Raw genomic sequence first — 20,773 nt, 5'->3', positions numbered from 1 at the left:
GGCTCACGTGCGTGACATCGCGGTAGTCGGCTTCGCGCAGACGCCCTGCGTGCGCGAGACCGACGGCACCACCAACGGCGTCGAGATGCTGGTGCCGATCTTCCACGAGGTCCTCGGCGGCCTCGGGCTCACCAAGACCGACATCGGGTTCTGGTGCTCGGGCTCCTCGGACTACCTGGCGGGACGCGCGTTCTCGTTCGTCTCGGCGGTCGACGCCATCGGCGCCTTCCCCCGATCACCGAGTCGCACGTCGAGATGGACGCGGCCTGGGCGCTCTACGAGGCGTGGGTGAAACTGCTGTGCGGCGAGGTCGACACCGCTCTCGTCTACGGCTTCGGCAAGTCGTCGGCCGGTCAGCTGCGCCGCGTCCTGGCGATGCAGCTCGACCCCTACCTCGTCACTCCACTGTGGCCGGACACGCTCGGCCTCGCCGGGATCCAGGCGCGGATGGGCATCGAGGCGGGGCTCTGGGACGAACGGTCGATGGCCGCCGTGGCCGCGCGGAGCCGGGCCGCCGCCCTGTCCAACCCGCTGGCGCAGCTGTCCGGGACGGTCTCCGCCGACGAACTGCTGGACCTGCCGTACGTCGTGGACCCGTTGCGCCGCCACGACTGCGCGCCGATCACGGACGGTGCCGCGACGATCGTGCTGGCGGCGGGTGACCGGGCACGAGAGCTGTGCGAGCGCCCGGCGTGGATCACCGGGTTCGAGCACCGGACCGACTCGCCGTCGTTCGGCACGCGCGACCTCACGACCTCCCCGTCCGCCGTGGCCGCGGGCAAGGCCGCGGGGGCGGACGGTGTCGAGGTCGCGGAGCTGCACGCGCCGTTCACCCACCAGGAGATCCTGCTGCGCCAGGCCCTCGGGCTCGGCGACGACGTGAACGTGAACCCGTCCGGGGGCGTGCTGGCCGGCAACCCGATGTTCTCGGCCGGTCTCGCGCGGATCGGCGAGGCCGCGAGGCGCGTCCACGACGGCACCGCGTCGAAGGTCCTCGGTCACGCCACCAGCGGGCCGCTCCTGCAACAGAACCTCGTCTGCGTGATGGAAGGGCGTGAGTGATGCGACCGGCAGCAGTGGTCGGCACCGGCCAGACGCACCACGCCGCCAAGCGCCTCGACGTGTCGATGGCGGGCCTGTGCCGCGAGGCCGTCGACCGCGCGATGGCCGACGCCGGGGTCGACTGGCCGGACATCGACGCCGTGGTCCTCGGCAAGGCGCCGGACCTCTTCGAGGGCGTCATGATGCCCGAGCTGTTCCTGGCCGACGCGCTGGGCGCCGTCGGGAAACCGTTGCTGCGCGTGCACACCGCGGGTTCGGTCGGCGGCAGCACCGGCAACGTGGCCGCGAGCCTCGTCCAGTCCGGTGTGCACGAGCGGGTGCTGGCCGTGGCCTTCGAGAAGCAGTCCGAGTCGAACGCGATGTGGGCCCTGTCGGTGCCGACGCCGTTCACCATGCCCGTCCACGCGGGCGCGGGCGGCTACTTCGCCCCGCACGTCCGCTCCTACATCCGCCGTGCGGGCGCTCCGGAGCACGTCGGCGCGATGGTCGCCGCCAAGGACCGCCGCAACGGCGCCAAGAACCCCTACGCGCACTTGAAGCAGCCGGACATCACCGTCGAGTCGGTGCGGGCGTCCACGATGCTGTGGGACCCGATCCGCTACGACGAGACCTGTCCGTCCTCGGACGGCGCCTGCGCCGTGGTCATCTCCTCCGCACCCACGTCGGGGCGTGCCGCCTGGATCCGCGCGACCGCGATGCGCACGGAGCCGACGACGTTCGCCGGCCGCGACCAGGTCAACCCGCGGGCGGGCAGGGACGCGGCGAAGGCGCTGTGGAAGCAGGCGGGCATCACCGACCCGCTGTCCGAGGTGGACGCCGCCGAGATCTACGTCCCGTTCTCGTGGTTCGAGCCGATGTGGCTCGAGAACCTCGGCTTCACCGACGCCGGCCAGGGCTGGAAGCTCACCGAGGCGGGCCAAACCGAGATCGGCGGGCTGCTGCCGGTGAACCCGAGCGGGGGCGTGCTGTCCTCGAACCCGATCGGCGCGTCCGGGCTCCTGCGCTTCGCCGAGGCCGCCATGCAGGTCATGGGCACCGCGGGAGAGCACCAGGTCGACGGTGCCCGGGTCGCGCTGGGCCACGCGTACGGCGGCGGGTCGCAGTTCTTCGCCATGTGGGTGGTCGGATCGGAGGAGCCATGAAGTTCACCGTCGGCATCGCCATGAGCCCGCTCGACCAGCTGACCGAGCTCGCCCGGTGCGCCGAGGAGTGCGGCTACTCCTCGATCGCGCTCCCGGACTCCCTGTTCTTCTCGGAGAAGGTGTCCGCGGACTACCCGTACACCCCGGACGGTTCCCGGATGTGGAACGCCGACACCCCGTGGGTGGACCCGTTCGTCGCCGCCGCCGCGATGGGCGCCGTGACGTCGCGCATCCACTTCTACACGCAGGTCCTCAAGCTCGGCTCCCGCAACCCGCTGCTGCTCGCCCGCCAGGTCGGCTCGGTCGCCCACCTGACCGGCAACCGCTTCGGTCTCGGCGTGGGTCTCGGCTGGTCGCCCGAGGAGTTCGAGTGGTGCGGCGTCCCGTACCGCAACCGCGGGCCGCGCGTCGACGAGATGATCGACGTCCTGAAGCTGGTGCTGGGCGGCGGGATGGTCGAGTACCACGGCGACTACTTCGACTTCGGCCGCCTGCAGATGTCGCCGGCCCCCACCGAGCCGGTGCCGTTCTACGTCGGCGGCCACTCCCCCGCGGCGCTGAGGCGCGCGGCCCGCGCCGGCGACGGCTGGACCTCGGCGATGATCAAGTTCGATGACCTGAAGCAGGTCATCGCCGACCTGACCGATCTCGGGGCCTTCGAGCGCCCGTTCGAGATCCAGGCCGTGTGCGTCGACCGCTTCGGCCTCGACGGCTACCGGCAGCTCGCCGAGATCGGCGTGACCGACACGATCGTGGTGCCCTGGCTGTTCTACGGCGTCGGCTTCGACGGCAGCCTCCAGGCCAAGAAGGACGGACTTCGGCGCTTCGCCGACGAGGTGATCGGAGAGTTCGCATGACCGCGGTGACCTGGACGGCCTCCAAGACCGAAACGCCCGCCCGCGTGGCCTCGTGGCGTTCGATGGACTGCGTGACGCGCGGCGCCAAGGACGAGTGGCTCGCCCTGTTCGCCGAGGACGCCGTCGTCGAGGACCCGGTGGGCCCCTCGATGTTCGACGAGGAGGGCAAGGGCCACCACGGCAAGGAGGCGATCGCCGCCTTCTGGGACCTTGCGATCGCCAACGTGGAGCGCTTCGAGTTCGCTGTGCACGACTCGTTCGCGGCGGGCTCCGAGTGCGCGAACGTCGGCACCATCAGCGCGTTCCTGCCCGGTGGCGCACGCGTCGACACCGAGGGCGTGTTCGTCTACGACGTGCGCGAAGACGGCCTGATCAGGTCGGTGCGCGCGTTCTGGGAGACCGAACGCGCGATGGCCACGTTCCGCGTCGAATCCTGACCCGGCACAGCACGAGGCCCCTCCATCCGCGGGTGGAGGGGCCTCGGTCGTCTCTCACGCGTACTGGACCTGGAACTCCTTGATCCCGTTGAGCCACCCGGACCGCAGCCGCCGCGGTTCGGCCACCTGCCTGATGTTCGGCATGGCGTCGGCGATGGCGTTGAAGATCAGGTCGATCTCCAGCCGGGCCAGGTTGGCGCCGATGCAGAAGTGCGCGCCGCTGCCGCCGAACCCGAGGTGGGGGTTGGGGTCGCGGAGGATGTCGAACTTCTCCGGCTCGGCGAAGACCTCCTCGTCGAAGTTGGCCGACGAGTAGAACATGCCGAGCCGCTGGCCCTGCTTGATCTCGACGCCGCCGAGCTCGGTGTCGGCCATCGCGGTGCGCTGGAACGACACGACCGGCGTGGCCCACCGGACGATCTCGTCCCCGGCGGTGGCGGGCCTCGAGTCCTTGAACAGCTCCCACTGCTCGGGGTGGTCGAAGAACGCCTTCATGCCGTGCGTGATCGCGTTGCGGGTGGTCTCGTTGCCGGCGACGGCCAGCAGCAGCACGAAGAAGCCGAACTCCTCCGAGGCGAGGCCCGCACCGTCCACATCGGCCTGGACGAGCTTGGTGACGATGTCGGACCGCGGGCACCTGCGCCGGTCCTCCGCCATCGTCCACGAGTAGCCGAGGAGCTCGGTGGCGGCGGCGAGCGGTTCGATCTCGAACTCGGGGTCGTCGTAGGCGATCATCTGGTTGGACCAGTCGAAGATCTTGCGCCGGTCCTCCTGCGGGATCCCGATCAGCTCGGCGATCGCCTGCAGGGGCAGTTCGCACGCCACGTCGGTGACGAAGTCCCCGCTGCCCTTCTCCAGCGCCTCGGACACGATGCGTTCGGCGCGTTCGGTCAGGGCCTCGCGCAGGCTGTTGACCGCCCTGGGCGTGAACCCGCGCGAGACGATGCCGCGCTGCTTGGTGTGCGTGGGCGGGTCCATGTTCAGCAACAGCAGCCGCTGCATCTCGATGTTGTCGCGCGGCATGTCGTCCCTGAACCGGATGATCGCCGTGTTCTCGCGGCTGGAGAAGAGCTCGCTGTTGCGCGAGATCTCCTTGACGTCGCGGTGCTTGGTCACCACCCAGTAGCCCTCGTCGGGGAACCCGCCCCGGCCCAGCGGTTGGGAGTTCCACCAGATCGGCGCGGTCTGGCGCAGTTCGGCGAACTCCTCGAACGGCAGCCGGGTCGCGTACATGTCCGGGTCGGTGAAGTCGAAGCCTTCCGGGATGCGGGGCTTGCCCACGGGCACCTCCTTGGTGGAACGCGTTCTATCCGATTCAAACACGGTTGCGCCTTGTGTTGAAGCCCCCATGCGGCCAATCTGGAGCAACTCAGGAACGTGTTCTACTTTCTAGGCGAGGAGGCTCGCGTGGGCAGTCCGGTGATCGTGGGAGCGGTGCGCACCCCCATCGGCAGGCGCAACGGCTGGTTGGCCGGGGTGCACGCCGCCGAGCTCCTCGGCGCGGCCCAGCGGGGCCTGCTCGACCGGACCGGCGTCGATCCGTCCACGGTGGAACAGGTCATCGGCGGCACCGTCACCCAGGCGGGTGAGCAGTCCACCAACATCACCCGGACGTCCTGGCTGCACGCGGGCCTCCCGCAGGGCACCGGCTGCACCACCGTGGACGCCCAGTGCGGCTCGGCGCAGCAGTCCACGCACCTCGTCGCCGGGTTGATCGCGGCCGGGGCGATCGACGCCGGCATCGCCTGCGGGGTCGAGGCGATGAGCCGCGTCCCGCTGCGCAGCAACATCGGCGAGACCGGCACGCCGCGGCCCGAGTCGTGGGCCGTCGACCTGCCGAACCAGTTCGTCGCCGCCGAACGGGTCGCCGCGCGGCGCGGGATCGGGCGCGAGGAGGTCGACCGGTTCGGCGTGCAGTCGCAGAACCGGGCGCGGGCGGCCTGGGCGGCCGGGCGGTTCACCGCCGAGGTCGTGCCGGTGAAGGCCGGGGAGGACCTCGTGGACACCGACCAGGGGTTGCGCGAGACGTCGCTGGAGGCGTTGGCGGCGCTGAAGCCCGTCGTCCCGGACGGCGTGCACACCGCGGGGACGTCGTCGCAGATCTCGGACGGCGCCTCGGCGGTCATGGTCGTCAGCGAGGAGTTCGCGCGGGCGCACGGGCTCAGGCCACGCGCCCGGATCGTGACGCAGTGCCTGGTCGGCTCCGACCCGTACTACCACCTGGACGGGCCGGTGGACGCCACGACCAGGCTCCTTGAGCGCAGCGGCATGAAGATGGCCGACATCGACCTGTTCGAGGTCAACGAGGCGTTCGCGTCCGTGGTCCTGTCGTGGGCGGCGGTGCACCGGCCGAACCTCGACCGCGTCAACGTCAACGGCGGGGCCATCGCCATCGGGCACCCCGTGGGCAGCACCGGGACGCGGCTCATCACGACCGCGCTGCACGAGCTGAAACGCCGGGACGCGTCGACCGCGCTGATCACGATGTGCGCGGGCGGGGCGATGGCGACGGGCACCATCATCGAACGGCTCTGAGGTCCCCTGCCGGGTACGGCGTGCGCCTGCTCTCGTGCTGGAAGCGGCGGTAGAAGTCCTTCATCACCGCCGCGACCTCGTTGTGGCGGTTCAGGACCGCGGCGATCCGCGGCGGGACCCCCCGTGCCCGCAGGGCGTGGGCGAACCACATCACCAGGTGCGTGACGGTGTAGCAGCGGTCGTAGTCGACGTTCTCGGCGAAGAACGCGATCTCCTCCTCGGACAGGTCGAACGCGGAGGAGATCGCGAGGCCGTAGTCGGCGAAGTAGAGGCGTTCGCCGTCGGTCAGCACGTTCCGGAAGTGGGCGTCGAAGTGCAGCAGGCCGCGGGAGTTCATGAACTCCACCCCGGCCGCCAGCTCCCGTTCGACCATCTCGCAGGCGCTTTCGAGGTCGGCGACGCCGTTCAGCCAGTCGTGCAGGTCGTGCGGGAAGTGCTCCAGGAACAGCGCGATGCTCCACGTGGACGCCCGGAGCGCCTCGATGCGGGGAGCGATCTCCGGTCCCCAGTAGCCGACCGCCTGCTCCAGTTCCCCGGGCAAGGTCTGGCCGGGGTGCGGCAGGACGCGCCAGTGGTACATCAGCGGGAAGCCCTGGTGTTCGCCCTCCAGCACCCAGTTCGTGGTCATCGTGTGCACGGCCAGCTCCCGCCACGCCCCGAAGCCCGCCGCCCCGACCAACCCGACGCCGTAGTGGGTGTGCACGGGCAGGCCGAAGAGGTTCGCGGTCGATCCGGCGTCGCGCAGCTCGAGGTCGGTCAGCGGCAACCGCTTCACGAACACCGGCGTGCCCTCGACCTCCAGCACCGCCGTCGGCCCGCCGATGCCCCTTCCCGCCGGTCTGGCCCGTTCCAGCAGAGCGAGCAGGTCGTCGTCGCCGAGCTGGGACAACGCGGCCGAGACGGCGGCGTGGGAGGCCGGACGGGTCACGCGGCCGACGTTACCCGGCGCCGTAGACCGGGGTCGGGTGGTCGTCGGCGACCAGCCCGCGCACGACGTCGCCCAGCTCGTCCGGCGTCCAGCGCTCACCCCTGTCGACCTCCGGGCCGCGCCGCCAGCCGTGCACCACGCAGACGCGTCCGCCGTCGACCTCGAACATCCGCCCGGTCACGTCCCCGGCCTCCTCGCTGCCGAGCCACACCACGAGCGGCGAGACGTTCTCCGGTGCCATCGCGTCGAAGCCGTCCTCCGGCGCGGCCATCTCCTCCGCGAACGTCGCCTCGGTCATCCGCGTGCGCGCGGCCGGCGCGATGGCGTTGACCGTGACGCCGTAGCGGGCCAGCTCGGCGGCCGCCACCAGGGTCATCGCCGCGATGCCCGCCTTGGCCGCCGAGTAGTTCGCCTGGCCGACGCTGCCGAACAGGCCCGCGCCGGACGAGGTGTTGACGACCCGGCCGCTCACCGCGCCCCCGGCCTTGTGCACGGCCCGCCAGTGCGCGGCGGCGTGGTGCAGCGTCGCGAAGTGGCCCTTGAGGTGGACGCGGACGACCTCGTCCCACTCGTCCTCACCGCAGCTCACGACCATGCGGTCGCGCACGATGCCGGCGTTGTTCACGAGCACGTCCAGCCCGCCGAACGTCTCGACCGCCGTCCGGACGAGCCGCTGCGCACCGGCCCACGTGCCGACGTCGTCGGTGCTGACCACCGCCCGCGGCCCGATCAGCTCCGCCACCTCGCCCGCGACCGCCGCGGACAGGTCGTTCACCACGACCCTGGCTCCGGCGGCGCCGAACGCCAGCGCGTGGGCTCGGCCGATGCCCCGGCCGGCCCCCGTCACGATCACGACCCGGCTCATGCAGATCCCCCCTCGGCTGCGGTCAGGAACGCGGGTGCCTCTCCCCCGCCGTGGACGACCAAGGTCGCGCCGCTCACGTAGGAGGCCAGCGGCGAGGCCAGGAACACGGCGCACGCCCCGACCTCGTCCGGCGTGGCGAGGCGCCCCAGCGGCACGGTCTTCGCGACCGCCTCGATCCCCGCCTCGGAGCCGTAGTGCAGGTGCGACTGCTCGGTGCGCACCATGCCGACGGCCAGGGCGTTGACCCGGACCCGCGGCGCCCACTCGACGGCCAGCGTCGAGGTCAGGTTGTCGAGCCCGGCCTTCGCGGCACCGTAGGCGGCGGTTCCCGGTGACGGACGCCGGCCGCTGACGCTGCTCACGTTCACGATCGCGCCACCGGAGCCCTGGGTCTGCATCACGGCGTTCGCCGCCTGGGAGACCAGCAGCGGCGCCAGCAGGTTCAGTTCGACGATCTTCGAGTGGAACCGCGGCGAGGCGCTGTCCGCCCACGCGAACGGCGCTCCGCCGGCGTTGTTCACCACGACGTCGAGCCGGCCGTGCTCGGCCACGACCCCGGACACCAGGCCGGCCACCTGGTCCGCGTCGCGGACGTCACACGGCACGAACGACGCGCCGTCGACCTCCGCGGGACGCCGCGCACACGTGACGACGACGGCTCCGGCGGCGAGGAACGCGCGGGTGATGCCGAGACCGACACCCCGCACGCCGCCCGTCACCAGGACCACCGCTGAGTCGAGGTCCAGTTCCACCAGCACCTACCCCGGTCGCTCCGGCACTGCTAAATTACCAAGCAATCGCTTGGTTCGGAAGGCGGCGTGATGGGGATCTCCAGCAGCCACACCGAAAACGGCATCGTCGAAGTCACCATCGACTACCCCCCGGTCAACGCCGTCCCCTCTCGGGGCTGGTTCGACCTGGCCGCGGCGGTCACGTCCGCGGGCGAGGACCCGCGAGCGCGGGTGGTGGTCCTCCGCGCGGAGAACCGCGGGTTCTGCGCGGGCGTCGACCTCAAGGAGATCCAGCGCGCGGAGGACTACAACGCGCTCGTGGCGGCCAACCGCGGGTGTGCCAAGGCGTTCGCGGCCGTCTACGACTGCGAGGTGCCGGTGATCGCCGCCGTCAACGGGTTCTGCCTCGGCGGCGGTGTCGGACTGGTCGGCAACGCGGACGTCGTCGTCGCGTCCGACGACGCCACGTTCGGGCTGCCCGAGGTCGACCGCGGTGCGCTCGGCGCGGCCACCCACCTCGCGAGGCTCGTGCCGCAGCACCTCATGCGCACGCTCTACTACACGGCCCGCAACGTCAGCGCGCAGACCCTGCACCACCACGGCAGCGTCGTCGAGGTCGTGCCCCGCTCACAGCTCGACGACGCGGCGCGCGAGATCGCGCAGGAGATCGCGAGGAAGGACACCACGGTGATCCGCGCCGCCAAGGAGGCGATCAACGGCATCGACCCGCAGCGCGTGCACCGGAGCTACCGCTTCGAGCAGGGCTTCACCTTCGAGCTGAACCTCACCGGCGTGTCGGACCACGCCCGGCAGGCCTTCCTGGACGGAGACCATGCGCGACAAGCGAATGACGGCTGACGAGGCCGTCGGCGAGATCGAGGACGGGATGACCGTCGGCATCGGCGGCTGGGGCTCGCGGCGCAAGCCGATGACCCTGGTCAAGGCTCTGCTGCGGTCCGGCGTCACCGGCCTCACCGTCGTCACGTACGGCGGCCCGGACGCCGGTCTGCTGTGCGCGGCCGGAAAGGTCCGCAAGCTGGTCTACGGCTTCGTCTCGCTCGACTCGATCCCGTACGACCCGTGGTTCAAGCGGGCGCGCGAGACCGGTGCGATCGAGGTGCTGGAGCTCGACGAGGGCATGCTCCAGACAGGGCTGCGCGCCGCCGGGCACCGGTTGCCGTTCCTGCCCATCCGGGCGGGCCTCGGGTCGGACGTGCTGACGTACGCGCCGGAGCTCAAGACCGTGCGATCACCCTACGACGACGGCGAGGAGCTGGTCGCGATGCCCGCGCTCAAGCTCGACGTGGCCCTCGTGCACCTCAACCGCGCGGACAGGCACGGCAACGCCCAGTACCTCGGGCCGGACCCGTACTTCGACGACCTGTTCTGCCTGGCCGCGGACAGGAGGTACGTCTCGTGCGAGCAGGTCGTCGAGACGTTCGACGGACCGCCGCAAACCCTGCTGCTCAACCGGATGATGGTCGACGGCGTGGTGGAGGCACCAGGTGGCGCGGGGTTCACGAGCTGCGTGCCCGACTACGGCCGTGACGAGGCCCTCCAGCGCGAGTACGCCAACGCCGCCACGGACCCGGAGCAGTGGCCGGACTTCTACGAGAGGTTCCTCGGTTGAGCGACATCACGCGCGCCGAAGTCTGCGTCGCCGCGTGCGCCGACCTGTTCCTCGGCGCCGGGGAGACGCTCGCCAGCCCGATGGGCCTCATCCCGTCCCTCGGCGCGAAGCTCGCCCGGCTGACGACCGAACCCGGCCTGCTGCTCAGCGACGGCGAGGCGTTCCTGCTCACGCCGGAGTCCGCGGTGGAGGGCTGGTTGCCGTACCGGAAGGTGTTCGACGTCGTCGCGCACGGCCGCCGGCACGTCGTGATGGGCGCGAACCAGGTCGACCGGTTCGGCAACCAGAACATCTCCGCGATCGGCGACCACGCGCGGCCCACGCGCCAGCTCCTCGGCTTCCGGGGCGCGCCGGGCAACACGATCAACCACCGCACCAGCTACTGGGTGCCGCGGCACAGCCCGCGCGTGCTCGTCGAGGCGGTCGACGTGGTGTCCGGAGTCGGCTACGACCGGGCCGTGGGGCCCTTCCACGACGTCCACCGCGTCGTCACGAACCTCGCCGTGCTCGACTTCGCCACCCCGGACCGCTCGATGCGGATCGTGTCCGCGCACCCCGGCGTGTCCGTCGACGAGGTGCGGAGGCAGACGTCGTTCCCCCTGGCCGCCGACGGGGTCACCGAGACCAGGCTCCCGACCGGCGAGGAGCTCGACCTGATCAGGACGAGGCTCGACCCGCACGGCACGCGCGACGGGGAGGTGCCGCGGTGAGGACCGCGCTCACCGACCTGGCCGGCGTGCGGCACCCGGTCGTGCAGACCGGCATGGGCTGGGTCGCGGGACCGCGGCTCGTGTCCGCGACCGCCGAGGCCGGCGGGCTCGGCATCCTCGCCTCGGCCACGATGACCTACCCGGAGCTCGAAGCCGCCATCAGGGAGACCCGCTCGCGCACCACCGCGCCGTTCGGCGTGAACCTCCGCGCGGACGCCCACGACGCACCGGAGCGGGTCGACCTGCTCATCCGCGAACGGGTCCGGGTCGCTTCCTTCGCGCTGGCCCCGAAACCGGACATGATCGCGAAGCTGCACGACGCCGGTGTCGTCGTGATCCCGTCGGTCGGCGCGGCCCGGCACGCCGAGAAGGTCGCGAAGTGGGGCGCGCACGCCGTGATCGTCCAGGGCGGTGAGGGTGGTGGCCACACCGGCGGCGTGGCGACGACCCTGCTGCTGCCGAGCGTGCTGGACGCCGTGGACATCCCGGTGGTCGCGGCCGGCGGTTTCTTCGACGGACGCGGACTGGCCGCCGCGCTCGCGTACGGCGCGGCCGGCATCGCGATGGGCACCCGGTTCCTGCTCACGCGGGAGAGCACGGTGCCGGACGCGGTGAAACAGGCCTACCTGCGACGGGATCTGAACGGCACGGTCGTGACCACCCGCGTCGACGGCCTGCCGCACCGGGTCCTGCGGTCCGGCCTCGTCGAGCACCTCGAGAGGTCCGGCCCGATCAGCGGCCTGGCCAGGGCCGTCGCCAACGCGGCCCGGTTCCGGCGGCACACCGGGCTGTCGTGGCGCGCGATGATCCGCGAGGGCCTGGCCCTCAGGCACGGCAGGGACCTCACGTGGTCGCAGGTCGTCATGGCCGCGAACACGCCGATGCTGCTCAAGGCGGGCCTGGTCGAGGGCAGGACCGACGCGGGCGTGCTCGCGTCCGGCCAGGTCGCCGGACTGCTCGGCGACCTGCCGACGTGCGCGGACCTCGTCGAGGGGATCGTGCGGGACGCCGAGGCGGCGATCGACCGGCTCAGAGCCGTTCGATGATCGTCACGTTCGCCTGGCCGCCGCCCTCGCACATCGTCTGCAACCCGAACCGGCCGCCCGTCCGCTCCAGCTCGTGCAGCAACGTCGTGAGCAGCTTCGTGCCGGTCGCGCCGATCGGGTGGCCGAGCGCGAGCGCTCCCCCGTTGACGTTGACCCTGCCGAGGTCGATCTCCAGCTCCTTGGCCCACGCCAGCGCCACCGACGCGAACGCCTCGTTGATCTCGAACAGGTCGATGTCCGCGAGGGACATCCCGGCGCGTGCCAGCGCGTACCGGGTGGCCCGGATCGGCGCGGTCAGCATGTAGATCGGGTCGGACCCGCGCGCCGACAGGTGGTGCACGCGCGCCCGCGGCGTCAGCCTGTGCTCGCGCACGGCCCGTTCCGACACCACCAGCACCGCGGAGGCGCCGTCGGAGATCTGCGACGACAGCGCGGCGGTGGTCCGGCCGCCCGGCCGCAACGGCGCCAGCTTCGCAATCTTCTCGGCGCTGGTGTCCGGGCGCGGGCACTCGTCGGCCGCCACCCCGTTGACCGGGGCGATCTCGCGGTCGAACCGGCCCTCCTTGATCGCGGTGATCGCGCGGAGGTGGCTCTGCAGCGCGAACTCCTCCATCTCGCGCCGCGACAGGTCCCACCGCACGGCGATCAGGTCCGCCGCGCGGAACTGCGAGACCTCCTCGTCGCCGTAGCGGTGCTGCCAGCCCTCGCAGCCCTCGAACGGGCCGCCTGCCCGTGGACCGGCCGTCATGGCCGACCCGATCGGCACCTGCGACATGTTCTGCACGCCACCCGCGACCACGACGTCGGCCGTGCCGCTCATGACCGCCTGCGCCGCGAAGTGCAGCGCCTGCTGGCTCGAGCCGCACTGCCGGTCGACCGTCACGCCCGGCACCTGCTCCGGGAACCCCGCCGCGAGCCACGACGTGCGCGCTATGTCGCCCGCCTGCGGGCCGACGGTGTCCACGCAGCCGAAGATCACGTCGTCGACGTCCGTGGGGTCGACGTCGACCCGGTTGAGCAGTGCGGTGATCACGTGCGCGCCGAGATCGGCGGGGTGCACGTGGCTGAGCTCGCCACCGCGCCTGCCCGCCGGGGTCCGCACAGCCTCGATGATGTACGCCTCGGCCACGAGGGCCCTCCTTCTACGTCTTCGAGTTCGTCCGGCGTCCCGTGGCGATGCCGTCGAGCAGGATGGCGAGGTACTGGTCGGCCACCGTCTCCGCGGACAGGTCGCCGTCCGGCCGGTACCAGCGCACGGCCACCCACACCGTGTCGCGGATGAACCGGTACGCCACGTCGACGTCGAGGTCTGCGCGGAACACGCCCGCGCTGATGCCCTCCTCCAGCAGCACCGTCCACAGCTTGCGGAACTCCGCGCTGCGGTCCTCGATGTAGGAGAACCGCTCCAGCGGCGCCAGGTGCTTGGCCTCGTTCTGGTAGATCGCGACCGCGGCGTGCCGGGTGTCGATCGCCTCGAACGACGCCACGACCAGCGCCTTGAGGGTCTTCTTCGGACCGGCGCCGGCCTCGACGATCTCCCGGTACCGGGTGAACAGCCCGTCCAGGAACGTCCGCAGGATCTCGTCCACCATCGACTCCTTCGAGTCGAAGTGGTGGTAGAGGCTGCCGGACAGGATGCCGGCCGCATCCGCGATGTCCCTGACCGTGGTCTGCCCGTAGCCTCGGTCGGCGAACATCTTCGCGGCGAGCTCCAGCAGCTCGGCCCTCCGGGTGCTCATCGGTCGTTCCTCTCTCACGGGTGCTGACTGCTCACCGAGACGACCTCGCCCGTCAGGTAGGACGAGTAGTCGCTGGCGAGGAACACGATCACATTCGCGACCTCCCAGGGCTCGGCGGCGCGCCCGAAAGCCTCGCGGGACGCCAGTTCGGTCAGCAACTCCTCACTGGTGACCTTGGCCAGGAACGGGTGCGCCGCCAAGCTCGGCGCGACGGCGTTCACCCGGATGCCGTGCTCGGCGACGTCCATCGCGGCGCACCTGGTGAGCGCCATGACGCCCGCTTTCGCTGCGGCGTAGTGGGCTTGACCCCTCTGGGCGCGCCAGCCGATCACACTCGAGTTGTTGACGACGACACCGCTTCGCTGGACGACCATTCGGCGCAGTGCGGCCCTGGTGCAGCGGAAGGTGCCGTTCAGCGTGACGTCGAGGACCCGCGACCACTCCTCGTCGGACATGTCGAGGACCGACTTCTCGCCACCGAGACCGGCGTTGTTGACCATCACGTCGATGCGGCCGCAGCGCTCGACCGTCTCGTCGACCAGCCGTTGCACCTGCTGCTCGTCGGTGACGTCGCACGGGATGGCGTGGGCGGTGCCCAGTGCTTCGTGGGTCTCCCCGAGGCGGCGTTCGTGCCAGTCGCTGATGACGACCGTGGCGCCTTCTTCGAGGCACCGCTTCGCGGTCGCCGAGCCGATGCCGGTGCCCGCCGCGGCTGTGACCACGACGACCTTGCCCGTCAGCAGGTCGTGGCCGGTCATCGCGGCAGCCCCAGGATCCGGTGCGCGATGATTTCGCGCTGGATCTCGTCCGAGCCGCCGTAGATGGTCTCCGCGCGGCTGAACAGGAACAGGCGCTGCCACTCGTTGTCGTCGATCATCGATTCCGGCCCGAGCGAGTCCACGGCGAGCTCGCCGAGCCTGCGGTGCCAGCCCGCCCAGAACAGCTTCAGCACGGACGCCTCCGAGCCCGGTTCGTCGTTCAGGGTCCTCAGCGTGTGCGAGCGCATGACGTGCAGCTCCACCCACGCCCTGGTGAGCCTCTCGTCGTCCGGGGCCCGCGCCGTGATCGCGTCGAGCTGACGCCGGAACGCGACCTGGTGGCCGAGCATCGCCGTACCGCGCTCGAAGCCGAGGGTGGCCATCGCGACCTTCCAGCCCTCACCGGGGCGGCCGACGACGTTCTCCCGCGCCGTGACCGCGCCGCCGAAGAAGACCTCGTTGAACTCGGACGTGCCGGTGAGCTGGCGGATCGGCCGCACCTCGATCCCCGGCTGGCGCAGCGGGACGAGCAGGTACGACAGGCCCCGGTGCCGCCGCGAGCCCGGTTCGGTGCGGCACAGCACGAAGATCCAGTCCGAGTGGTGCGCGTTCGACGTCCAGATCTTCTGGCCGTCGATCACCCATCGGCCGCCTTCGAGCCGCGCCTTGGTCTGCACGGACGCCAGATCGGATCCCGCGCCCGGTTCGGAGTAGCCCTGGCACCACAGCTCGTCGAGGGTGCGGATCTTGGGCAGGAAGCGCTCCTTCTGCTCCGGCGTGCCGAACGCGACGAGCGTCGGGCCCAGCAGGCCTTCGCCGACGATGTCGACCTTCGCCGGGGCGTCGGCCCGCGCGTACTCCTCGTGGAAGACCACCTGTTCCTCGACGCTGCGCTCGCCGGGCCAGCCGAGGCACGTCCACCCGCTCCGGGCGAGGTGCCGGTGCCAGCGCAACCGCCCCTCGAACGCCTCGTGCTCGCGGCCCGGTCCTCCCAGGCCGCGCAGCTCAGCGAACTCACCGACGAGGTTGGCGGACAACCATTCCCGCACCTCGCGCCGGAAGGACTCCATGCGCCATACTCTAACCTACCAAGCACTTGCTTTGGAGGGCGTTGTGGCCGTAGATCCAAGCAGGCACACGGTTTCAGCCGTGCTCGACCGGGCCGCTGCTTCGTACACCGACGCGGAGGCGTTGGTGGACGGCGAGGTCCGGATCGGCTGGGCGGGGCTGCGTTCCGCGGTGCTGGACGCCGCTCGCGCGCTCGTGGGGATGGGCGTGCGGCCGGGTGACCGGGTCGCCCTGTGCGCGCCCAACTCGGCTCAGTGGGTGGTCGCGGGGCTCGGGGCGCTGCACGCGGGCGCGGCGCTCGTGCCGATCAACACGCGGTTCACCGCGGTGGAGACCTTGGACGTGCTGCGGCGCAGCGCCGCCCGCGTGCTGGTCGTGGAGGGCGAGTTCCTGGGGCGTGACAGGGAGGCGGAGCTGCGGGCGTTGTCGCCGGACCTCCCGGAGGTGGTGCGGTTGCCGGCGTCCTGGGTCCCGGCCGACGTCGGCCTGCCCGCCCTGACCGGGGACCAGCTGTGCGACGTCATGTTCACGTCCGGGACCACCGGGCGCAGCAAGGGGGCGATGAGCGCGCACCGGCAGTCGCTCGGGGTGGCCGAGGCGTGGGCTTCGTGCGGCGAACTGACTTCGGCGGACCGCTATCTGATCGTCAACCCCTTCTTCCACACCTTCGGCTACAAGGCGGGGATCCTGGCGTGCCTGTCGAGCGGCGCCACGATCGTGCCGCAGCCGGTGTTCGACGTCGTCGAGACGATGCGGCTGGTCGAGCGGGAGCGGATCACCGTGCTGCCGGGGCCGCCGACGATCTTCCAGGCGCTGCTGGACCACCCCGGGCGCGACTCGTTCGACCTGTCGAGCCTGCGGCTGGCGGTCACCGGTGCCGCGGTCGTCCCGGTGGCGCTGGTCGAGCGCATGCGGTCGGAGCTGTCGCTGACCGTTCTCACCGCCTACGGGCTGACGGAGGCGGTCGTCGCCACCATGTGCCGGCCCGGTGACTCGCCGGAGACCGTCGCGCACACGTGCGGGCGACCCCTGGCGGGGTTCGAGCTGCGGCTGGGCGAGCGGGACGAGGTGCTGCTGCGCGGCCCGAACGTGATGCTCGGCTACCTCGACGATCCCGAGGCCACGGCTGCCGCGGTCGACGCCGACGGCTGGCTGCACACGGGTGACGTCGGGACGGTCGACGAGCACGGGTACCTCTCGATCACCGACCGGCTCAAGGACATGTACATCTGCGGCGGGTTCAACGTCTACCCGGCGGAGGTCGAGCAGGCGCTGGCCCGCCTGCCGGGGGTCGCGGAGTCGGCGGTGGTCGGGACGGCCGACGCGCGGCTCGGCGAGGTCGGCGTGGCGCACGTCGTCACAGCGCCCGGTTCCGCGCTGACGGCGGACGAGGTGATCGCGTTCTGCCGGGAGCGGCTCGCGAACTACAAGGTGCCGCGTGCGGTGGAGTTCCACCCCGCGCTCCCCCGCAACGCCATGGGCAAGGTCCTCAAAACCCGACTGCGCGAGGAGAACGCGTGACTGTGTCGTATGAGCGGCGGGACGCGGTCGCCGTCGTGACCATGAACCGCCCGGAGTACCGCAACGCGCAGAACTCGGCGATGACCTACGCGCTGGACGAGGCCTTCACCCGCGCGGTCGACGACGACGAGGTCAAGGTGGTCGTCCTGGCCGGTGCCGGCGACCACTTCTCCGCGGGCCACGACATCGGCTCGCCGGGGCGTGACGTCGACACCTCGTTCGAGCGCAAGGCAGTCCTGTGGTGGGACCACGTCGGCCGTGAGGGCGGCGACCTCCGGTTCGCGCGCGAGATGGAGGTCTACCTCGGGATGTGCCGGCGGTGGCGGGAGATCCCGAAGCCGACGATCGCGATGGTGCAGGGCGCGTGCGTCGCCGGTGGCCTGATGCTGGCGTGGGTCTGCGACCTGGTCGTCGCCTCCGAGGACGCGTTCTTCGCCGACCCCGTGGTGCGCATGGGGATTCCCGGTGTCGAGTACTTCGCGCACCCGTGGGTCCTCGGCCCTCGTGCCGCGAAGGAGGTGCTGTTCACCGGCGACCGGTTCTCAGCCCAGCGCGCCCACGAGTGGGGCATGGTGTCGCGCGTCGTGCCCCGGGAGTCGCTGGAGGCGACCGTCTTCGAGCTGGCCGGACGGATCTCGGCGATGCCGCGGTTCGGGCTCGCTCTCGCGAAGAAGGCGGTCAACCAGGCCGAGGACCTGATGGGGATGCGTGCCGGGATGGACTCGGTGTTCGGGCTGCACCACTTCGCGCACGCGCACAACGCCGAGGTCGGCACCGACGCGCTGGCCGGCATGGACGCCCGCACGATGAAGAAGGCCTCCGGCTGATGGACCTCTCCCTTGACGCGTCGACCCTCGAGTTCCAGGCCGAGGTGCGCTCGTGGCTGGCGGCGCACGTCCGTCCGCTGTCCTCGATGGACACCGCGGAGGGCTTCGAGGAACACCGTTCCTGGGAACGTCTCCTCGCCTCTTCCCGGTTGTCGGTCGTCTCGTGGCCCGAGAAGTTCGGTGGCCGGGAGGCCTCGCTGCTGCAGTGGCTGGTGTTCGAGGAGGAGTACCACGCCTCCGGCGCACCCGGCCGCGTCTCGCAGAACGGCATCTTCCTGCTCGCACCGACGTTGTTCGCGCACGGCACGGACGAGCAACGCGCTCGGATCCTGCCCGCCATGGCACGCGCCGACGAGGTCTGGGCGCAGGCCTGGTCCGAACCCGAGGCGGGGTCGGACCTGGCGTCGCTGCGCAGCACGGCCGTCCGCCGCGACGGCGGCTGGCTGCTGCGCGGCCAGAAGACCTGGAGCTCCCGGGCGGCGTTCGCGGACCGCGCGTTCGGGCTCTTCCGCACCGGCCCCGGCGAACGCCACCGGGGCCTGACCTACCTGTTGTTCGACCTGCGCGCCCCCGGCGTGGCGGTCCGGCCGATCGCCCAGCTCGACGGCGAGCCGGGCTTCGCCGAGATCTTCCTCGACGACGTGTTCGTGCCGGACCACGACGTCGTGGGCGAACCCGGCGACGGCTGGCGCGTGGCGATGAGCACCGCGGGCAACGAGCGCGGCCTCACCCTGCGCAGCCCGGGCCGTTTCACCGCCGCGGCCGCGCGCCTGGTGGAGCTGTACCGCGAGAACCCCGATCCGGCGTTGCGCGACCGGGTCGTGGACGCGTGGATCGGCGCGCAGGCCTACCGCCTCCACACGTTCGGCGCGTTGGCGCAGCCGGTGAGCGGGCCTGCCGCGAGCGTGACGAAGGTGTTCTGGTCCGAGCTCGACGTGGCCCTGCACGAGACCGCGCTCGACCTGCTCGGCGAGGTGGCGCCGGGCTGGCGGGACGGGTGGCTGTTCTCGCTGGCGGGACCGATCTACGCCGGCACCAACGAGATCCAGCGCAACGTGATCGCCGAACGACTCCTGGGGCTGCCGCGATGATGTTCACGCTGTCCGCCGAGCAGGCGGACCTCGCCTCCGTGCTGCACGACTTCCTGGCCGCGGGCCGGACCGACCTCGGTGCGCTCGGTCTGGACGAGGTGACCGACCCGGTGGACCTGGTGGTGGTGTTCGAGGAGCTGGGGCACCACGCGTCGGCCGGGCCCCTGGTCGAGTCCCTCGCGGTGCTGCCCGCCCTGGGGGTGGGTCCCGGCTCCGTCGCCTTCCCGCCCCTGGTGCCCCACGCCGTCGAGGCCGATCGGTACTTCCTGGTCCAGGGCTCCGACGTGCACGAGGCGTCCCCCACCTCGTTCCTGCGGTCCGTGGACCCGTCCCGCCGCCTGGCCGAACTGGCCGCGGGCCCGGTCGTCGCCACCGGCGCGCAGGCCGCCCGCGCGTTCGACCTGGGCGTCCTGGCCTGCTCGGCGCAGCTCCTCGGCCTGGGCCGGGCGATGCTCGAGATGACCACCTCGTACGCCGGGGCACGCGCGCAGTTCGGCCAGCCGATCGGCCGGTTCCAGGCCGTCAAGCACCACCTCGCGACCGTCCTGGTCGGCCTGGAGATGGCGCGGCCCCTGGTCTTCGGCGCCGCGGTCACCCTGACCTCCAGGGACGTGTCCGCCGCCAAGGTGGCCACCTCCGACGCCGCCTGGCGAGCCGCCCGCACCGCCCTGCAGGTGCACGGGGCCATCGGCTGCACCGCCGAGCACGAGCTGGGCAGGTTCCTGCTGCAGACCCGAGCCCTGCGCACGGCGTGGGGCAGCCCGTCGACGCACCGGGCCCGAGTGCTGGAGGCGTTGTGACACCGGAACGACTGGCGTTGCGCGACGCCGTCCGCGGCATGCTCGACAGGCACTCGGACGTCCGGGCGGCCATCGAGGCACCGCACGGCCACGACAAGGCGCTATGGGCGCGGCTGTGCGACATCGGCGTGCTCCCGATCCCCGAGGAGTACGGCGGCTCCGGCGCCGGGTTGCCGGAGACCCGCGTGGCGCTGGGGGAACTCGGCCGCACGCTCACCCCGGCACCGCTGCTCGCCTCGACGCTCGCCTCGCAGGCGTTGCTGGCCAGCGGGAACGTCGAGGCGTGCGCCCGGTTGCTGCCCCGGATCGCCGGCGGGGAGATCGCCGCTCTCGCCTGGCCGTGGGCCGCCGGCGACGGGGTGACCGCCGCGCCGCCCGACCACCCGGAGATCACCACGGCGGCCTCCGGGGGTCCGCTGGAGGGCAGCGTCCGCTACGTCCTGGACGGGGACACCGCCGAGATCCTGCTCGTCACGGACGGCGTCTCGCTGTACGAGGCCGACCCGGCCGGCGTCACCCGCTCGCACACCCCGGCGATGGACCCGACGCGCCGCCTCGCCTCCGTCCGGCTGACCGGTGGTGCCGCCGCGTACCTCGGGCCGTGGTCCCCCGGCGTGCGCGACATCGCGCTGGCGGCGTTGAGCGCGGAGCAGGTGGGTGCTGCCGCACGGGCGCTCGAGCTCACCGTCGAGCACACCAGGACGCGGGTCCAGTTCGGGAAGCCCATCGGGTCGTTCCAGGCCCTGAAGCACCGGATGGCCGATCTGCACGTGCTCGTGGAGACGGCGCGGTCGGCCTCGCTCGCGGCGGTGGACGAGGTGTCGGCGGCGGTGGCGAAGGTGTACTGCTCGGAGGCCTTCTTCAAGGTCGCGGCCGAGATGGTGCAGATGCACGGCGGTATCGCGATCACCTGGGAGCACGACGCGCACCTGTACTTGAAGCGGGCGCACGGGAGCGGGCAGTTGTTCGGCAGTCCGCAGGTCCACCTGGAAAGACTCGCCCGCCTCACCCGCGGGTGATCGCGGC

The 20,773-nt window shown here is 71.7% G+C and carries 21 protein-coding genes and 1 pseudogene; 14 read left to right on the top strand and 8 right to left on the bottom strand.

From position 1 onward, the window contains the following. The first annotated feature begins 7 nt into the window (after window positions 1-7). The 4 genes and pseudogenes from V1227_RS03860 to V1227_RS03845 all read left to right on the top strand — a co-directional run bounded on the left by V1227_RS03860 (window position 8) and on the right by V1227_RS03845 (window position 3,498). A pseudogene (locus V1227_RS03860) lies at window positions 8-1,062 on the top strand (thiolase domain-containing protein). Further along, complete coding sequence (locus V1227_RS03855) at window positions 1,062-2,204, top strand: thiolase domain-containing protein (protein WP_329791067.1); 1,143 nt, start codon at window positions 1,062-1,064, stop codon at window positions 2,202-2,204. Before V1227_RS03860 ends, V1227_RS03855 begins: the two are co-directional and overlap by 1 nt. Then, entirely contained in the window at window positions 2,201-3,061 is an 861-nt protein-coding gene (locus V1227_RS03850) for a TIGR03619 family F420-dependent LLM class oxidoreductase (protein ID WP_329791066.1), read from the top strand. Before V1227_RS03855 ends, V1227_RS03850 begins: the two co-directional genes overlap by 4 nt. Beyond that, complete coding sequence (locus V1227_RS03845) at window positions 3,058-3,498, top strand: nuclear transport factor 2 family protein (protein WP_329791065.1); 441 nt, start codon at window positions 3,058-3,060, stop codon at window positions 3,496-3,498. The genes V1227_RS03850 and V1227_RS03845 overlap by 4 nt, the downstream gene beginning before the upstream one ends. Window positions 3,499-3,552: 54 nt before the next feature. Here the strand turns inward: V1227_RS03845 and V1227_RS03840 are convergent, their stop codons facing one another. Next, a complete protein-coding gene (locus V1227_RS03840; protein ID WP_329791064.1) occupies window positions 3,553-4,779 on the bottom strand; it encodes a cytochrome P450 in 1,227 nt (408 codons plus the stop codon). 126 nt (window positions 4,780-4,905) lie between these two features. Between V1227_RS03840 and V1227_RS03835 the strand changes: the two genes are divergently transcribed. Continuing rightward, window positions 4,906-6,033, top strand: a complete 1,128-nt coding sequence (locus V1227_RS03835; protein ID WP_329791063.1) for a steroid 3-ketoacyl-CoA thiolase — start codon at window positions 4,906-4,908, stop codon at window positions 6,031-6,033. Here the strand turns inward: V1227_RS03835 and V1227_RS03830 are convergent. From V1227_RS03830 to V1227_RS03820, 3 genes are read right to left on the bottom strand one after another with little or no spacing between them, the layout of a single operon-like run. Further along, complete coding sequence (locus tag V1227_RS03830; protein ID WP_329791062.1) at window positions 6,017-6,961, bottom strand: hypothetical protein; 945 nt, start codon at window positions 6,959-6,961, stop codon at window positions 6,017-6,019. The two genes, V1227_RS03835 and V1227_RS03830, sit on opposite strands and share 17 nt — an antisense overlap. Window positions 6,962-6,971: 10 nt before the next feature. Further along, complete coding sequence (locus V1227_RS03825; protein ID WP_329791061.1) at window positions 6,972-7,826, bottom strand: SDR family oxidoreductase; 855 nt, start codon at window positions 7,824-7,826, stop codon at window positions 6,972-6,974. Continuing rightward, window positions 7,823-8,584 (bottom strand): SDR family oxidoreductase, encoded by a 762-nt coding sequence (locus V1227_RS03820; protein ID WP_329791060.1) that lies wholly within the window; start codon window positions 8,582-8,584, stop codon window positions 7,823-7,825. The genes V1227_RS03825 and V1227_RS03820 overlap by 4 nt, the downstream gene beginning before the upstream one ends. Window positions 8,585-8,647: 63 nt before the next feature. On the opposite strand from V1227_RS03820, the gene V1227_RS03815 reads away from it, so the two are divergent. From V1227_RS03815 to V1227_RS03800, 4 genes are read left to right on the top strand one after another with little or no spacing between them, the layout of a single operon-like run. Continuing rightward, complete coding sequence (locus V1227_RS03815) at window positions 8,648-9,415, top strand: enoyl-CoA hydratase family protein (RefSeq protein ID WP_329791058.1); 768 nt, start codon at window positions 8,648-8,650, stop codon at window positions 9,413-9,415. Next, window positions 9,390-10,187 (top strand): CoA transferase subunit A, encoded by a 798-nt coding sequence (locus tag V1227_RS03810; RefSeq protein ID WP_329791057.1) that lies wholly within the window; start codon window positions 9,390-9,392, stop codon window positions 10,185-10,187. Before V1227_RS03815 ends, V1227_RS03810 begins: the two co-directional genes overlap by 26 nt. Further along, window positions 10,184-10,897 (top strand): CoA-transferase subunit beta, encoded by a 714-nt coding sequence (locus V1227_RS03805; RefSeq protein WP_236223882.1) that lies wholly within the window; start codon window positions 10,184-10,186, stop codon window positions 10,895-10,897. The genes V1227_RS03810 and V1227_RS03805 overlap by 4 nt, the downstream gene beginning before the upstream one ends. Continuing rightward, complete coding sequence (locus V1227_RS03800) at window positions 10,894-11,943, top strand: NAD(P)H-dependent flavin oxidoreductase (protein ID WP_329791055.1); 1,050 nt, start codon at window positions 10,894-10,896, stop codon at window positions 11,941-11,943. Before V1227_RS03805 ends, V1227_RS03800 begins: the two co-directional genes overlap by 4 nt. On the opposite strand, the gene V1227_RS03795 is transcribed toward V1227_RS03800, so the two are convergent. The 4 genes from V1227_RS03795 to V1227_RS03780 are packed head-to-tail and all read right to left on the bottom strand — an operon-like array spanning window position 11,927 to window position 15,510. After that, the gene (locus V1227_RS03795; protein ID WP_329791054.1) at window positions 11,927-13,072 is read right to left on the bottom strand and encodes an acetyl-CoA C-acetyltransferase; all 1,146 of its coding nucleotides are present in this window, start codon (window positions 13,070-13,072) and stop codon (window positions 11,927-11,929) included. The two genes, V1227_RS03800 and V1227_RS03795, sit on opposite strands and share 17 nt — an antisense overlap. Before the next feature lie 13 nt (window positions 13,073-13,085). Further along, window positions 13,086-13,682: a TetR/AcrR family transcriptional regulator gene (locus V1227_RS03790; RefSeq protein ID WP_236223885.1), complete on the bottom strand. Its 597-nt coding sequence runs from the start codon at window positions 13,680-13,682 to the stop codon at window positions 13,086-13,088. A gap of 14 nt (window positions 13,683-13,696) precedes the next feature. Beyond that, window positions 13,697-14,440 carry an SDR family oxidoreductase gene (locus V1227_RS03785; protein WP_329791053.1) on the bottom strand — a complete coding sequence of 248 codons (744 nt, stop codon included), beginning with the start codon at window positions 14,438-14,440 and terminating at the stop codon, window positions 13,697-13,699. After that, complete coding sequence (locus tag V1227_RS03780) at window positions 14,437-15,510, bottom strand: acyl-CoA dehydrogenase family protein (protein WP_329791052.1); 1,074 nt, start codon at window positions 15,508-15,510, stop codon at window positions 14,437-14,439. Before V1227_RS03780 ends, V1227_RS03785 begins: the two co-directional genes overlap by 4 nt. On the opposite strand from V1227_RS03780, the gene V1227_RS03775 reads away from it, so the two are divergent. The 5 genes from V1227_RS03775 to V1227_RS03755 are packed head-to-tail and all read left to right on the top strand — an operon-like array spanning window position 15,509 to window position 20,766. Next, window positions 15,509-17,029, top strand: coding sequence for a FadD3 family acyl-CoA ligase (locus tag V1227_RS03775; protein WP_442916459.1), 1,521 nt, complete (start codon window positions 15,509-15,511; stop codon window positions 17,027-17,029). The two genes, V1227_RS03780 and V1227_RS03775, sit on opposite strands and share 2 nt — an antisense overlap. After that, window positions 17,026-17,856, top strand: a complete 831-nt coding sequence (locus V1227_RS03770) for an enoyl-CoA hydratase (protein WP_329791050.1) — start codon at window positions 17,026-17,028, stop codon at window positions 17,854-17,856. The genes V1227_RS03775 and V1227_RS03770 overlap by 4 nt, the downstream gene beginning before the upstream one ends. Further along, complete coding sequence (locus V1227_RS03765) at window positions 17,856-18,947, top strand: acyl-CoA dehydrogenase family protein (protein WP_329791049.1); 1,092 nt, start codon at window positions 17,856-17,858, stop codon at window positions 18,945-18,947. The genes V1227_RS03770 and V1227_RS03765 overlap by 1 nt, the downstream gene beginning before the upstream one ends. After that, window positions 18,944-19,747 carry an acyl-CoA dehydrogenase family protein gene (locus V1227_RS03760; RefSeq protein WP_329791048.1) on the top strand — a complete coding sequence of 268 codons (804 nt, stop codon included), beginning with the start codon at window positions 18,944-18,946 and terminating at the stop codon, window positions 19,745-19,747. Before V1227_RS03765 ends, V1227_RS03760 begins: the two co-directional genes overlap by 4 nt. Next, entirely contained in the window at window positions 19,744-20,766 is a 1,023-nt protein-coding gene (locus V1227_RS03755; RefSeq protein ID WP_329791047.1) for an acyl-CoA dehydrogenase family protein, read from the top strand. Before V1227_RS03760 ends, V1227_RS03755 begins: the two co-directional genes overlap by 4 nt. Window positions 20,767-20,773: the final 7 nt, after the last annotated feature.

The organism is Lentzea sp. DG1S-22, assembly GCF_036321065.1.
Taxonomy (GTDB): domain Bacteria; phylum Actinomycetota; class Actinomycetes; order Mycobacteriales; family Pseudonocardiaceae; genus Lentzea; species Lentzea jiangxiensis.
Note: the sequence above shows the minus strand (reverse complement) of the source record. Positions and strands in the feature narration are given on the sequence as shown.

Excerpts from the sequence above, each read along its gene's own strand:
- V1227_RS03790 (WP_236223885.1), bottom strand. The coding sequence starts at position 13,682 with ATGAGCACCCGGAGGGCCGAGCTGCTGGAGCTCGCCGCGAAGATGTTC.
- V1227_RS03810 (WP_329791057.1), top strand. The coding sequence starts at position 9,390 with ATGCGCGACAAGCGAATGACGGCTGACGAGGCCGTCGGCGAGATCGAG.
- V1227_RS03785 (WP_329791053.1), bottom strand. The coding sequence starts at position 14,440 with ATGACCGGCCACGACCTGCTGACGGGCAAGGTCGTCGTGGTCACAGCC.
- V1227_RS03855 (WP_329791067.1), top strand. The coding sequence starts at position 1,062 with ATGCGACCGGCAGCAGTGGTCGGCACCGGCCAGACGCACCACGCCGCC.
- V1227_RS03760 (WP_329791048.1), top strand. The coding sequence starts at position 18,944 with ATGATGTTCACGCTGTCCGCCGAGCAGGCGGACCTCGCCTCCGTGCTG.
- V1227_RS03765 (WP_329791049.1), top strand. The coding sequence starts at position 17,856 with ATGGACCTCTCCCTTGACGCGTCGACCCTCGAGTTCCAGGCCGAGGTG.
- V1227_RS03780 (WP_329791052.1), bottom strand. The coding sequence starts at position 15,510 with ATGGAGTCCTTCCGGCGCGAGGTGCGGGAATGGTTGTCCGCCAACCTC.
- V1227_RS03815 (WP_329791058.1), top strand. The coding sequence starts at position 8,648 with ATGGGGATCTCCAGCAGCCACACCGAAAACGGCATCGTCGAAGTCACC.
- V1227_RS03850 (WP_329791066.1), top strand. The coding sequence starts at position 2,201 with ATGAAGTTCACCGTCGGCATCGCCATGAGCCCGCTCGACCAGCTGACC.
- V1227_RS03775 (WP_442916459.1), top strand. The coding sequence starts at position 15,509 with ATGCGCCATACTCTAACCTACCAAGCACTTGCTTTGGAGGGCGTTGTG.
- V1227_RS03845 (WP_329791065.1), top strand. The coding sequence starts at position 3,058 with ATGACCGCGGTGACCTGGACGGCCTCCAAGACCGAAACGCCCGCCCGC.
- V1227_RS03825 (WP_329791061.1), bottom strand. The coding sequence starts at position 7,826 with ATGAGCCGGGTCGTGATCGTGACGGGGGCCGGCCGGGGCATCGGCCGA.